This window comes from Methanofollis liminatans DSM 4140 (assembly GCF_000275865.1).
In the GTDB taxonomy this organism is placed as follows: Archaea; Halobacteriota; Methanomicrobia; order Methanomicrobiales; family Methanofollaceae; genus Methanofollis; species Methanofollis liminatans.
The window spans coordinates 407,099-420,354 of the sequence record NZ_CM001555.1 but is presented as its reverse complement, the minus strand read 5'-3'; the positions used below and the strand labels follow the sequence as shown (position 1 = coordinate 420,354).

The window sequence follows — 13,256 nt, the reverse complement described above, 5'->3', positions numbered from 1 at the left end:
AAATCTGGCGGTCAGACCCGCGGGGAAACATCTATTGCCGGTCAACACATCCCTGCTCCTGAGCACCATGAACACCTTTGAACGGCTGCGGATCCTCTCGAGCAGGTGCATCGAATTCGATCACTGCCGCTGGAACGGTGACCGGATCACGAGCAACACGGTCAACGCCCTGAAGGAGTATGCAGATTTCATCCCGGTCTGCGCCGAGATGGAGATCGGCCTGGGCGTGCCGCGCGAACCGGTCAGGCTCGTGGACATCAACGGTTCGACGCGGCTGATCCAGCACGAGACCAACCTCGACGTCACCGATCGCATGATCGCCTTCGCGGACAGCACCCTCGACGCCGCCGGGGATCTCGACGGCTTCATCTTAAAATCGCGCTCGCCGTCCTGCGGGATAAAAGACGTGAAGGTCTACCGGGGGTTGGAGTCGCCGGATACCGCCAGAAAGGAGGCCGGGATCTTTGCGGCCAGGCTGATGGAACGCTTCCCCTATCTCCCGGTCGAGGACGAGGGGCGCCTGAGGAACAGGCGGATCAAGGAGCACTTCCTCACCCGCATCTTCGCCGGTGCCTCGTTCCGAAAGGCCAGAGGATCTGGAGAGATGCGCGAACTCACAGCGTTTCATCAGAGAAACAAGTTTCTCCTGATGGCCTACAGCCAGAAAGAACTGCAGGAGCTCAGCAGGATCGTTGCAAACCATGAAAAACGCGGCTTCAACGAGGTCGCGGACGCCTACGGAGCGCACTTCTCCAGGGCGCTTTCACGGGCGCCGACCTACACCGCCACGATCAACGTCCTGATGCACGCCCTCGGCTATTTCAAGGACAGCCTCTCGCACGAAGAAAAGGCGTTCTTCCTCGAAAGCCTCCACCGCTACCGCGAGGACCGCTCGACCGTCTGCCCGAACCTCGCCGTCTTCCGCTCGTGGATCGTCAGGTTCGGGAACGATTACCTTGCGAACCAGACATTCTTCAACCCGTTCCCGTCCGACCTGATGGAGGTGGCGCGGGACATCTCCCACAAGGAAAGGGACTACTGGGCCGAGAAGTGAGGAAAGGAGATACCTTTATGCAACCTCCGCACCCTGACAGAACAGGATGAACGCACAGGTCCTGGCACTCCTCTGCCTCTCTCTCGTCGGCGCCGCCGGCATCGCCGCCTGCTGCACCGCCACGCCCGACGGCAATCTCCCGCCTGCAGTCACCTTCAGGGGCGAGGTGGTCCACACCGGCGGCGATCCTGATGAACTCCTCGTCAGGTACTATCCGAACAGCACCGAACCGTCTGATTACACGGTCACCTTCGAGATGAGAAGGGGCGGTACGACAGCGGATGCCGTCGCCGGCAGGCACTACACGAACATCTCGGCAGAACGGCCGATCGAACTCCCGGCGGCGGCCGCCGAGCCCGGCGTCCCGGTGACGGTCAGCATCGCCATCTATGACCGCTGGGGGAGGACCGTGCACACCTCGACGACCACCCTCACCCCGGGGGAAATCTGAGAGAAGGGGATCAGGCCAGGGGGTAGCCCGCCGCCGTCCATGCAACGGTCCCGCCCTCAAGGTTGTAGAGATCTGAAAAACCCTTTTTCACCATGATGTCAATGGCGGCCGCACTCCTGACCCCGCTCCGGCAATAAACCAGATAGGTGTCGCCGGGGTCGAGTGCCCCGACCGCGGCGGCAAACGACCGGTCATAATAGTCGAGATTGATGGCGCCCTCGATATGCCCGGCCACATACTCATCACGCGTGCGCACGTCCAGGATCACAAACGAAGGGTCGTCTCCCCGCTCCTCGATCAGGGCGTGCGCCTCCTCGACAGAGAGGTCCCGTACTGTCGTCGGCTCTTCGCCGCCGGTGCACCCACCGCTCAGCGCCGCAACGACGAGAGCGGCGAGGGCGGCACATGCCCACGCTCCACGCATGGGAGGGAGGTCGGCAGGGAGAGGTGAAAACGGTGTCGGCACCCGGAGGTATGTTTATCCCGTGGCCGCGATACAATAGCGTGATGACCCCTGCGTCGTTCCCGGCGATCGCCTTCATACCCTTCTTCTCAACTGATATGATCCTGGTGCTCGGGCTCCTGATGGTCCCGGTCCTCCTCCTCTACCTCTACATCGTCGTCAGCGAAGAGGCGTTCGAACTCGCGGGATTGAAGGCGTGGGCGGCCCTCCTGATGACCCTGGGAGCGCTTGCCGGGAGTTTGATCGACATCCCGTTCATGACGATCGACGGCGTCACCCTCGCCGTGAACGCCGGCGGGTGCCTGATCCCACTCCTGATCTCGGCCGAACTCCTCGCCAGGGACCGGGTCGAAAAAGGGCCGGCCCTCCTCTCGGTCCTGCTGGTGGCGGCGATCTCGTATTACTTCTCGGTGCCGACGCCAGGAGCAGGCATCCTGATGCCCTTTTATATCGCCCCGCTCGCAGGGGCGTTCGCCGGCATCCTCTTCACCAGGGCCGGGATCGCCGCCGCGGGCACCGCATACATCGGCGGGACGATGGGCACCCTGCTCGGCGCGGACATCTTCCATCTCCTCACGCCGGGAACGGTCGCCCATATCGCCGGGGGAAAAGCAGCCGTCCTCTCCATCGGGGGGGCCGGAGTATTCGACGGCATCTTTCTCACCGGCATCTTTGCGGTCTTTTTAGCGGCGGTCGTTGCGCACAGGATCCGGAATAACGAGGCGGACGTGAATAACACGCATTTCGGAAGAGATAAATAACGTCTTTTCGTTCTTTGAGTGCATGGAAGAGACAGAAATCATCATTGAGATGAGAAGCAGCCGCGAATGGGGGCCCTTTGTCGTGCGCGGCATCGCCGCCCTCCTCGTCGGTATCGTCGTCCTCCTCTGGACCGGGCTCACCCTCGAGATCCTGATGTACCTCTTCGGGGCGATGGCGCTCATCTACGGCGTCATGCTCGTCGTCTTCGGATCGACGCAGCCGGTCGGCAGGACGAGCACGACCCTCGCCATGCTCCTCGGTGTCCTCTCGGCCATCCTCGGCATTGCGGCGATCGTCTGGCCCTGGCTCATGGCGGCCGCCCTGGTCACCCTCCTTGCGGCCCTCTCGATCGTCATCGGCCTCTCTGACATCGCCCTTGCGATCTTTTCCGTGGAGGGAACCGGGAACCGCCTGCTCCTCGGGATCTCCGGGGCGCTCTCCGTCGTCATCGGCGGCATCTTCATGGCATTCCCGATCTTCGGCGGCCTGGTGTTCGTCGCCCTGTACCTCGGCGTGTTTGCGATCGCCTACGGGATCATCTCCATCATCACCGGGATCTCCCTGCGGGGAGAGAAGACCCGGGCCTGAAACAACTTTTTTTCAGACCGAAAAGAGGGCCCACGCCTCGTTGATGTGCAGGGCCTGCATCCCGAGACGGCGCGACGGGATGATATCGTTGCTCTGCGAGTCGCCGATGAAGAGAACATGCTCGGGCTCGAGATGCATCCGTTCGAGCGCCACACGAAAGATCGCCTCGTCGGGTTTTTTGCACCCCACGTCAGAGGAGAAGACGACCGTCTGGAAGAACGGGTAGAAGCCGAACATCCGCAATTCGATCTCTGAGAAGACCCGCTGGCCGTTGGAGACGACCCCGAGGGGGTATGCGCTGAGGGCGGCGATCAGGCGGCGACTGCTGGGAAATGCGCAGATACGCCTGACGGTCGCCGCCCTGAAGGAGCGGGCGAGCAGGACGCCAAGCGCCGTGAAATCAATGGGCCAGACCGCATGGTCCCGGCATATCCCGGCGAAGACCTCCTCGACCCGCACCTCGGGGTGCGCTCCGCCCCTCACCTGCATCTCGTCCCTGATCCGTTTTCGGTATGCCGCCTGCAGGTCTTCGGGCGTGATACTGACCCCCTGATAGGCAAGCCAGGAGCTGAGCGTCCGGTACGGCCCGGGACTCCGCTCGTCGATGCTGATATCGAGCAGGGTGTCGTAGCAGTCGAAGAAGATCCCCTGCACCCGTGAGAAGTCTACCGGCGCCTCAGACAGAGCATCGCCTCCTGTAAAAGCCAGTTTCGTTCCTCCCGCGGGGGCGCCAGGCGCGCCATCCTGAGATAGCCGAGCCCCATGTAAAACGGGACGCACCCGGTGATGTACGCAAACTCCTCAGGGGAACGGGCATAGTTCCAGAGGAAGTGGCCGATATAGGGCTCGGCGGCGTCGGGGTTGCCGCAGCGACGACGAAAGGCGAATTTCATCTCGGCGCAGAAGATCCCGGGGTCGTGGGCCGGGTGGGCATCGGTCCATGCGGATTCAAAATCGATCGCCACGACGCCGTCGTTTGTGAAGAGATAGTTTGCCGGCGTGGCGTCCCGGTGGATCATGCAGCCGCGGTCGCGGTCAAGGGCGCCCGAATGCCACCATTCCCCGAGCAGGCGGTTGAAGTACTCCCGCTCCTCCCCGGAGAGGCGGTTCTGGTCGAGGACGTCATGGACGTTCGAGAACTCCCGCTCCTTGCGGTACCGGGACGACTCCAGGTCGTGGAGCCGCCTGAGCAGGGTGGCGACGCCGGTCAGGCGACCGTAGAGGGCAGGATCGTCCCCCAGACAGGCGGAGAGCGGCGTGCCCGGCACGAAGGCGGTCACCAGGACGCAGTTGAACTCCCGCCTCATCGCAAGGGGTTCGGCGACCCGGACCACCTTTCCCGCCCGCCTGAGCAGACGGAACTCGGACTTCATCGCCTTCTCCGGGTCGTAGCAGTGGTTCGCTCCGGTCGGTTCGGCGAAGAACTTTGCGACCACCGCCGGTCCGCCGGCAAAGCGGTAGCGGCAGACGGTGTGCGAGGCCGGCCTGATCAGGGAGACCTCGGCCGGGGCCGAGGGGTCGGGCAGGCGGCCGTCGAGCACCGAGACGAGCCAGTCCCTGAACGGATCGCCCTGGTGCAGGGTGGCGAGATGCCGTTCATGCCGCACCGGCGTCACCCCCCGAGGGCGGGCCGCGGTATCCCCGCAACACCCCGGCGACGCTCCAGGCCTGGGAGATGCAGCCGCGGGGGCGGTGCGGCGGGTCGCCGTCGAAGCACTCCGAGACGGTGCCGAGGCCGGCGTCGGCAAGGTGGGCAAAGAGCGGGGCGAGCAGGACGGCGGGGTCGGCGCCCGGTGCGTAGATGCGCAGGGCGTCGATGTAAAAGGGGAGGAGCCACGGCCAGACCGTGCCGTTGTGGTAGGTGGCGTCGCCTGCGAACCGGCCGGCATAGCCGCGCTCGCGCGGCGAGAGGGTGCGCAGCCCGAAGGGCGTGAGCAGTTCCTCCCGGATCACGCCGAGGGCACGGCGCCCCTCTTCGGGCGGCGCGAGCCCGAGGGCGAGGGCGATCGCCTGGTTCGGGCGGACTGCAGGATCGGCCGGGTCGAGGAGGTCGAAGAAACAACCCCTATCCTGGTTCCAGAACCGGGCGAAGGCGTTCTCTGCCGTATACGCCGGCACCGGCCCCTCGATCCCGAGGGATTCGGCGAACTTGAGGGCGGCGATCCAGAGGGCGTTCACCTCCACCGGTTTTCCGGCCCGCGGGGTATGGGGCGTGTCCATCCAGGTGCTCCGCGGCGCAACGGCGATGAGACCGCCGTCGAGATGCGCCACGGCGCTTTCGGGATACTCCCGGAGGATCGCCTCGATATGCGGCCTCATGGACGCCACAAACCGGTCGTCACGGGAGCAGGCGCGGTAGCGTTCGAGGGCATGGAGAAACCAGAGCGGGGCGTCGCTTGAGGCGTAGTCGTCGGGCATCCGGTTCGGGATGAGGCCGCCCTTCAACCTTCCGGCATAGCGGGCAAAGACCCGGCGGGCCTCTGCATAGCTCCCCCGCGAGAGGAGGAGGCCGGGGAGCGATACGAAGGTGTCCCGCCCCCAGCCTTCGGCAAACCAGTGATAGCCGGCCAGGATCTCGTCGCCGCAGAGAAACGAATCCGCGGCCTGTTCGAGCCAGTCTCCCCGACCGGGCCGTGCGGCAGAGCGGGGCACGCCGGCGGCCTCGGCGGTGAGGGTGAAGGTGCAGTCCTCGCCGGCGGCGGTGAACGCGCCCGGCGCGTAGAGGTGTTCCTGGTGCGCATACCCCCGCTCCCTGTCCTCCTCGTAGAGGAGGTCGCGGTAGAGGCAGGGCGCCGGGGTGAAGGCCATCTCCTCCGACCGCAGGGTGAGCGGCCCGATCCGAACCCCGCCGGGGATAGGCGTCGCCGTGAGGTCGTACGCCGTTCTGGTCTCGTGGATCCCCCGGTCGGCGACGAGCGGGACGACCCGCACCTCGCCAGGCCCGGCGAGATCGTACCTGACCGTGAGGGCGCCGTCGAACGAGATGCGTTTTCTGAGGGAGGCGCCGCCTGCCGCATAGGAAAACACGGGATCGGGATCCAGGCAAACGCCGTACAGGCGGGCGAGACCGCGCTCGTCGGTCCCGCCGGCGTAGGCCGCCGGGGTGAGGGGCTCGCCGTTGAGGTGCTCGTCCAGCGAGGCGAGGAGGACGCGGCCCCCGGCCACCAGCAGACCGTGATATTTCCGGGTGTTCCCGGCAAGGGAGGAGGAGGACCACGCCCCGTTGCAGACGAGCAGGAACTCTTTTCGCCGTGCGAACCTCCGGTCCCGCACTTCGGGCCCGAAAGCGATCATCCGCCCCTCCGTTGGCACGCCTCCTCGTACGCCGCCAGCGTCGCCTCGACGGCGCCTTCCCAGGTGAACAGTGCGAGCACCCGCGCCCTCCCGTTCCTGCCCATCGTCTCCCTGAGAGCGGCGTCCCGCAGGATCAGGGAGATATAGATGGCGATGTCCCGGGGATCGTACGGGTCGATATGAAAACCGCAGATCCCCGGCCCCGAGGGGACGACCTGCTCGCGCATCCCCGAGGTGCCCTGCGCCCCGACGACGACCGGTTTCGCCATCGCCATCGCTTCGGTGCAGACGATGCCGAAGGGCTCGTAGTTCGAGGGAAAGACGCAGAGGTCGGCGGCAGCATAGGCGATTATCCGCTCCTCCTCAGGGAGCACCGAGAAGAGCAGGTGAACTCTCCCCCCCCCTTTCATCTCCGCGAGGTGGCGCACCTCGTCCTCTGTCTCGCCGACCCCGATCACGACGAGGCGCGCCTCCGGGACGTCCTGGAGGACGTACTGGAAGGCCCTGACCAGGGTGTCGGCGCCCTTCACCCTGGTCAGCCTCCCGACAAAAAGGATCACCGGGTCGTCGCCCAGGCCCAGGCGCTCCCGGAACGCCCTGACGTCAGCCTCCAAAACGCGGCCGGGATCGTACTTCGCCGGGTCGACCCCGTTGTAGACCACCCGGATCTTTTCCCGGGGAACGCCCAGGGAGACGAGTTCGTCCTGCATCGCCCGGCTCACGGTGACGACGACATCCGCACGCTCCGCAGCCCGCGCCTCTAACGCCCTGATCGTCGGCGACCCCCCGCCAGCCGACCGCCCGGCCTCGGTGGAGTGGACGTGAAGCACAAACGGGATATTCAGACTCGCCGCGGCGAGCATGCCGGCCGGGGCCGCGAGCCAGTCGTGGGCGACGGCGAGGTCGTGACCCATGCCCCGCTCGAGGAGGTCGCCGGCGGAGAGGATCGAGAAGAACTGGTATTCGGCAAAGAACCGCTGCGAGTCAGGCGGCCAGCCCGCCACCTCCTGCGGGAGGAGGATCGGGAGGAGGGGGCGCGGGTCAGGGATCGCCGGTCTCCTGACCGTGATCGCCCCCCCGATCTCTTCGGCCGCCGTGCCCTCGCTCAACCAGGCGTAGACGCTCAGGGCGTGACCTGCCGCCGCGAGCCGCGGCGCAACCTCCAGGGCATAGGTGCCGAGCCCCCCCCTGAAAAACGGCGGGAACTCATCGAGAAAATAGGCGATCCGCATCAGAGCACCTGTTCATAGAGGCGCTCCATCGCGCCGGCGACCGCCTCCCAGCGGAACTCGCGCTCCACCTTCTCCCGGCCGCGCCTGCCGAGGGCGCAGCAGAGCCCGTGATCGCCGATGACCGCGTTGATCCCGTCGGCGATCCCTTTCGCGGACGGCTGCACCTTCACGCCGTTGACAAACTGGTCGATGTTCTCGGAGAGGCCGCCGACGTCTGAAGCGACAACGCAGCGGCCGGCGCTCCACGCCTCGGTGAGGACCAGCCCGAAAGGTTCGTTCCTGCTCGGGATGGCGACGATATCGGCGGCGTTCATGAGCCTGATATAGGCGGGCTCGTCGAGATAGCCGAGAAGGCGCACCGGCATCCCCCCGGCGCGGCGGGAGAGCACGCCGTGCATGTCCCCCTCCCCGGCAAAGAGAAAGTGAGCGTCCCAGCGATTTTTCAGGACGGCGGGCACCGCCCTGAGGAGGAGGTCGGGACCTTTCTGGTAGGCGAGACGCCCGCCGAAGAAGACGAGCGGGGCGTACGGGTGGACGCCGTACTCCTCTTTCACCGCCCCGGCATCGACCGGCATATAATAGCGGTCGGGATCGATACCGTTCGGGACGGCGTCGATCTTCCAGTCAGGGACATTGTAGAGACCCATCACCTCCTGCCTGAGGGTGCGGGAGACCGCCGCGACCCGCTTTGCAATATAGGCGCCATACCACTCTTTCCCGGAGATCTCGCCGAACTCCCACCATCCCCCTCTCTGGTTGCCGTTCCGGCCGTATTCGGTCGAGTGAAAGGAGAGCACTGTCTTTCGGTCCCGGAAGAGGTGGAGCGCCTCCACAAAGTGCCAGTCGTGAAAGTGCAGGATATCGAAGGGCGGCGAGTCCTCCCCCCTGAAGAGGGCGGCGGCCTGGAGAGAGAGGTCACGGCAGTAATCGACGATGTTTCCTCCCTGCGGGCTGCAGTAGTGATAGCGCACGCCGTTTCTCTCGTCAGGGCCCGGGCCGCGGGTGAAGAAGTGGATCTCGTGGCCGCGGCGGGCGAGGGCCTCGGCAAGACAGGTGGCGGCCGGGGCAAGGCCGCCGACCCGCACCGCATGGAGCGACTCCCAGCAGAAGAAGGCGATCTTCAGCGGGCGCACAGCCTGCACCTCCGTTCCCGCACCGCCTTCTTCACCGCATCGACCGTCTCGCAGGCCGCGACCTCCCGGGCAAGCCGGCGTTCGCCAAACGATCCCTCGATCCAGCGTGCGAAGTCGCCGCGGGCAAGGTGGCGGTCCACCGCGGCCGCAGGCGCCTGATCGAGCGCCTCCTCGAACTCGCGGAGGCTGTGGGCCGACCACCCGGCATAGGTGCCGTCCGGGAAGGAGAAGTGGAAGGCCCGGTCCGCCGGGAGCGAGACGAGGGAGTGTTTCGCTCTCGGGAGGCAGCGCCGTTCGAGGTGGGAGAGGACCTGCATGAAGGCCTCGTAGGACTCGAACCTGCCGTTCGGGCAAAAGTGCCGGTGGACCTCGCCGCAGGACCCGTCCTTCGAGGCAAGATAATAGAAGTGGTCGCTCGTGCCGAGGTACCGCCAGAGTTCCGGGCGCATCGTGCGGGCCGGCGAGTGCTCGAGGGCGAAAAAGGCGCTCCTCTGGAGGTGGTTGCCGAGCCATGCCGAGGTGTCCTTTTCCAGGTCGGCCCATGAGACCGGATCAGGGATCTCGATCCTTCCTGCCGGCGGGTGCGCCGCCGCTTCCGAGGGAAGAACACACGCAACCCCGGCCCTGTCGAGAGCGGCGGGCAGGGCTGAGAGAAAGCCGAAGATCCCGCTCCCCGCGGGCTGGTGCTCGCCGAAGGTCTCGAAGTCCACGAAGACGTGGGCGCACCGGCCAGGCGATCCGGCGATCCAGGCGGCGTACTTCCCGGCGGTCAGGGGCTGTTTGTCCCACCCCTTCCATGAAAACCTGAAGGCGATGTCGTCTGAGAGCGGGCAGTTGCGGAGGAGCACCGGCATGCCCTCGCAGGTGTAGGTCTCGTTCGGCGTCCTTCCCAGGAGGATGCGGTCGGCCCCCTCGGTGTAGACGGCCGAGAAGCCGAGGTCCCTGATGGCGGCGGCGATGCCCGGGTCGAGAGAGAACTCGGTGTTCTCGGCCACGCGGGGCCGCCGGCCGAAGAGCTCGGCCATCAGATCGGCGTGCATCCCGATCTGAGCGGCGAGTTCGTCCCGGTCGGCAAAAAAGCCGGCAAGGCTGTGGTAATAGGTCTGGGCGAGCACCTCGGCATTCCGGTGGGAGCCCGCCTCGACAAAGAGGGAGAGGGCCTCGGGGCACCACGCTTCGAGCTGCTCGACGAGCACGCCCGAAAGCGAGAACGAACACCGCAGCCCCTCGTCGAGGGCGTCGATGAGCAGCCCTGTGGCCGGGACGTAGCAGCGTTCGGCCACCCTTCTCAGGATCGCCCGGTTCCCCGGGTCGAAGTAGTGGTTCTTCAGGTCCCGCCGCCCTTTCGCCGCCTCAGGCCTGAACGAAGGGTTCAGGCGGAACGGTTGATGCACCTCGAATCCCAGACAGATACCTGCCATGATACCCCCCCTCGCAACGGTGCCGTCTTACCGTTCCGGAAAGACCGCACCGTAGCACCACCCTCTTTCGGGACGCGGAATAAATAATTTTCTCAGAAAAAAGCCGGCATATATGATGCCGGCTCACGAACGATCAGGCAGGCCCCAGGCATCCCTGATAAACATCGAGTGCATCCCGATTGCCCGCGGGGCCAGGATGTCGTTTCGGTACGAGTCCCCGATGAACAGGGCGTTTTCCGGATCGACCCCGAGTTTCTCCAGGGCATACACAAAAATCCTGGGGTCGGGCTTCTTGAACCCGAGGTCTGAGGAGAAGACGAGCACGTCGAAATACCCCCTGAGACCGAGGTGGCGGAGTTCGTGCTCGGAGAAGACCCGCTGGCCGTTGGAGACGATGCCCAGCGGCAGGCCCCTGAGGTGCTCGAGCAGACGCAGGCTCTCGGGAAAAACCCTTTTTCTCCGTACCGACGCCGCCCGGAAGGTCCGTGCAGCCCGGCGGCCGACCCGGCGCGCATCGAGATCCCAGAGGCGATGGTCCCGGCAGATCTGGACAAAGACCGCCTCCACATCGATCTCGGGGTATGATTCTCCCCGTCTCACGGCCTGCTCGCGGCAGGTCCGCCTGTACTCGTGCATCAGGTCCCGCGCTCCGATCGCGACGCCCTGATAGGACAGCCACGAACTCAGCATCTGCCAGGTCAGCGGGTCGTCCTCGTCGGTGCCAATCTCGATCAGGGTGTTGTAGCAGTCAAAGAATACGGCCTGGACGTTGTCAGGAATACCCATGGGCCACCCTCCCGGAAGGGTCGGCCGGGGAGGCAATAGAGGTTTTCGAAATAATATATAGATTGCATTGAAAATATATACTGACGATCAGGCGCCGCTATCGTCCTTTGAAACGCCGTTCGTCCCCTGGATATCGCAGGAGATGCAGGGCTCGTCCGTTTTCGTCTCGTCCATCACCCGGTAGGCGTCGGCGAGCACCGAGGCGTTGGAGGCGAGGCCCGCGATCAGGATCACCTCGAGGACCTCGTCCCTGGTCGCCCCTTTCGCCATCGCCGCCTGCATATGGTAGTCCACGCAGTGGCGGCACTTCAGGGCGGCGCCCACCGCGAGGCTGATCAGCTCGATATATTTCGGGTCGAGGTGGCTCGTCTCAAAAATCGCATCCCGGTAGAGGAGATGGGAGACGAGCACCTCGGGCCGCTCCCCCATCCGTGTCTGGATCAGGGGTGCGCGGCCGAACTCCTCCTCGATCTCCCTGAGCCAGCGGGCCGAGACCGTGCCGGTGCCCTCCTTCAGAATGGTGGCGAGTTTCTCTTCAAAGTTCATCGATTACACCATGATATTGGTTTCAGAGAAGGGTTTTATCCTGAGCCATATGTAGTTGCGCATCTTTGAAGGGAGCACTTCGGCGACGTCGCCCACCGTAACGCCGTTTTCGATCTCGAGGGCGCGGATCTCGGGGGCATAGATCTCGTACGGGATCTTCACCCGCAGGCCGGCGATCTGGACCGTCACCGGCGTCGGGTGGTTGACCATGTGGACCGCCTCCACCTTCTCCTCGATCACCTTCATCAACCGCGCCGGCGAGACCGAAAGGGGATCTTTGGCGATTTCCACTCGTTTCTCGTCGAGCACCCGGGAGACTTCATCGACCATCGCGTCCAGGGTGGCGAGTTCCTCGGGCTTTTTCGTCCGGTGCATGCACCGCCCCATATTCCCGACATACCCCTCCACCGGGGGATCGATGACCCGCCTGAGGGCTTCGGTCGACGGGGCGCCGGTGACCACGATCGGGATGTGGACGCCCCGGCGGAGCGCCGGAAACTTCTCCTCGATGCAGACCTCAAAATTGCCGAGCACATAGACGACGAGGTCGTGCTCGTTGATCGTGTCCCGCTCTTCGACATTGAGGTTTGCAATGCGTTTGCCGAACCCCCGCGCCAGCCCGACCATGTTCGTCTTCGCCCCGGCCCTCCTGAGGTACTCGGCCACGTCGCAGGAGGAGTGCGGGAGATGATGGATCTCCAGGGAGGGCGAGACGACGGCGATCTCGGTGCCGACGAGCGGGGCGACGATCACCTCGCCGCCCAGGGGGCGACCGATCGTGCGGATCAACTCGACGTCGTCCTTCGGCACCAGGCACTGGAGAACGACATCCTGGGCGATCATGTGTTTCTGGACGATATAGCCCCCGAGATCCTCGATGAGGTCGACGATCTCGTCATGGCGGTAGACCCCGCCCTTGTAGGTGATGGGGACAAAGATCATAGCGTCACCCCGATCAGGTTGAGTTTTTCGGCGACCAGCGTATCGACGATCTCCTGGGGCAGGGTGTTCTCGCTTGCGACATAGTAAAACACCCCGCCGGCATGGTACTGCCGCCGCACTTTGAAGCCCTCGGGGGCGACGATCTGGAGGGCGTAGATCAGGTCGCGGTACAGCCCCTCTTCGGGATCGGCGACGACGATCTCCTCGATCTCCCGCGGGTCCTCCCCTTCGGGAAGGTGGACGACGACCGAGAAGCGGTCCGGCTGGTCGATAGAATCCTTGCCGTAGCGCCCCCAGAGAATGCTGAGCATCGGGGCGAGGTAGGTTTCGTCCCCGATCGAGAGGGTGGCCCGCCCCTCTTCGACGATCACATCGGCGAAGTCCCTGATCCGCACGAGCCCGCCGCTCCGCCGGGTCGTCCCGACGGCCACGAAGACCGGCACACGGGGGTCGATGAAGATATGGAGTTTCTCGACCACCCTGAGGAGGTCGAGGTCAAGGAGGACGTCCGAGGCGATCTGCTCGTAGACCTCCCGGCCCTTCTCCTCGACACACTCGACCGTGAAGTACTCAAGCGCAGCCAT

The 13,256-nt window shown here is 65.0% G+C and carries 15 protein-coding genes; 4 read left to right on the top strand and 11 right to left on the bottom strand.

Translation table 11 applies throughout. The features are described 5' to 3' along the window. Positions 1–34: 34 nt before the first annotated feature. Together METLI_RS02000 and METLI_RS01995 are read left to right on the top strand one after the other, a co-directional pair. Complete coding sequence (locus tag METLI_RS02000) at positions 35–1,054, top strand: YbgA family protein (RefSeq protein ID WP_217178700.1); 1,020 nt, start codon at positions 35–37, stop codon at positions 1,052–1,054. 46 nt (positions 1,055–1,100) lie between these two features. Further along, positions 1,101–1,505, top strand: coding sequence for a hypothetical protein (locus METLI_RS01995; RefSeq protein WP_004037604.1), 405 nt, complete (start codon positions 1,101–1,103; stop codon positions 1,503–1,505). Between the two features lie 10 nt (positions 1,506–1,515). Here METLI_RS01995 and METLI_RS01990 read toward each other — a convergent pair whose 3' ends face one another. Beyond that, positions 1,516–1,929, bottom strand: coding sequence for a rhodanese-like domain-containing protein (locus METLI_RS01990; protein ID WP_004037602.1), 414 nt, complete (start codon positions 1,927–1,929; stop codon positions 1,516–1,518). An 83-nt stretch (positions 1,930–2,012) separates the two neighbouring features. Here METLI_RS01990 and METLI_RS01985 point away from each other — a divergent pair, with 83 nt between their 5' ends. Beyond that, the gene (locus tag METLI_RS01985) at positions 2,013–2,729 is read left to right on the top strand and encodes a DUF1614 domain-containing protein (RefSeq protein WP_004037600.1); all 717 of its coding nucleotides are present in this window, start codon (positions 2,013–2,015) and stop codon (positions 2,727–2,729) included. A 22-nt stretch (positions 2,730–2,751) separates the two neighbouring features. Then, positions 2,752–3,318 (top strand): HdeD family acid-resistance protein, encoded by a 567-nt coding sequence (locus METLI_RS01980; RefSeq protein WP_004037597.1) that lies wholly within the window; start codon positions 2,752–2,754, stop codon positions 3,316–3,318. 12 nt (positions 3,319–3,330) lie between these two features. Here the strand turns inward: METLI_RS01980 and METLI_RS12335 are convergent, their stop codons facing one another. From METLI_RS12335 to METLI_RS01925, 10 genes are all read right to left on the bottom strand, one after another. Next, positions 3,331–3,972, bottom strand: coding sequence for an HAD family hydrolase (locus METLI_RS12335; protein ID WP_004037595.1), 642 nt, complete (start codon positions 3,970–3,972; stop codon positions 3,331–3,333). An 11-nt stretch (positions 3,973–3,983) separates the two neighbouring features. Beyond that, on the bottom strand, positions 3,984–4,925 hold the full coding sequence (locus METLI_RS01965) for a phosphotransferase (RefSeq protein WP_004037593.1): 942 nt from the start codon (positions 4,923–4,925) through the stop codon (positions 3,984–3,986). Continuing rightward, on the bottom strand, positions 4,915–6,612 hold the full coding sequence (locus tag METLI_RS01960; RefSeq protein ID WP_004037591.1) for an amylo-alpha-1,6-glucosidase: 1,698 nt from the start codon (positions 6,610–6,612) through the stop codon (positions 4,915–4,917). The genes METLI_RS01965 and METLI_RS01960 overlap by 11 nt, the downstream gene beginning before the upstream one ends. Continuing rightward, a complete protein-coding gene (locus tag METLI_RS01955; protein ID WP_004037589.1) occupies positions 6,609–7,844 on the bottom strand; it encodes a glycosyltransferase family 4 protein in 1,236 nt (411 codons plus the stop codon). Before METLI_RS01955 ends, METLI_RS01960 begins: the two co-directional genes overlap by 4 nt. Continuing rightward, on the bottom strand, positions 7,844–8,977 hold the full coding sequence (locus METLI_RS01950) for a glycosyltransferase family 4 protein (protein ID WP_004037587.1): 1,134 nt from the start codon (positions 8,975–8,977) through the stop codon (positions 7,844–7,846). Before METLI_RS01950 ends, METLI_RS01955 begins: the two co-directional genes overlap by 1 nt. Then, a complete protein-coding gene (locus METLI_RS01945; protein WP_004037585.1) occupies positions 8,965–10,398 on the bottom strand; it encodes a glycoside hydrolase family 57 protein in 1,434 nt (477 codons plus the stop codon). Before METLI_RS01945 ends, METLI_RS01950 begins: the two co-directional genes overlap by 13 nt. Positions 10,399–10,521: 123 nt before the next feature. After that, positions 10,522–11,184 carry an HAD family hydrolase gene (locus METLI_RS01940; protein ID WP_004037583.1) on the bottom strand — a complete coding sequence of 221 codons (663 nt, stop codon included), beginning with the start codon at positions 11,182–11,184 and terminating at the stop codon, positions 10,522–10,524. Between the two features lie 87 nt (positions 11,185–11,271). Then, positions 11,272–11,730 (bottom strand): carboxymuconolactone decarboxylase family protein, encoded by a 459-nt coding sequence (locus METLI_RS01935; RefSeq protein WP_004037581.1) that lies wholly within the window; start codon positions 11,728–11,730, stop codon positions 11,272–11,274. Positions 11,731–11,733: 3 nt separating this feature from the next. Further along, positions 11,734–12,672: a methanogenesis marker 7 protein gene (locus tag METLI_RS01930; protein WP_004037579.1), complete on the bottom strand. Its 939-nt coding sequence runs from the start codon at positions 12,670–12,672 to the stop codon at positions 11,734–11,736. Further along, on the bottom strand, positions 12,669–13,256 hold the full coding sequence (locus METLI_RS01925) for a methanogenesis marker 17 protein (RefSeq protein ID WP_004037577.1): 588 nt from the start codon (positions 13,254–13,256) through the stop codon (positions 12,669–12,671). The genes METLI_RS01930 and METLI_RS01925 overlap by 4 nt, the downstream gene beginning before the upstream one ends.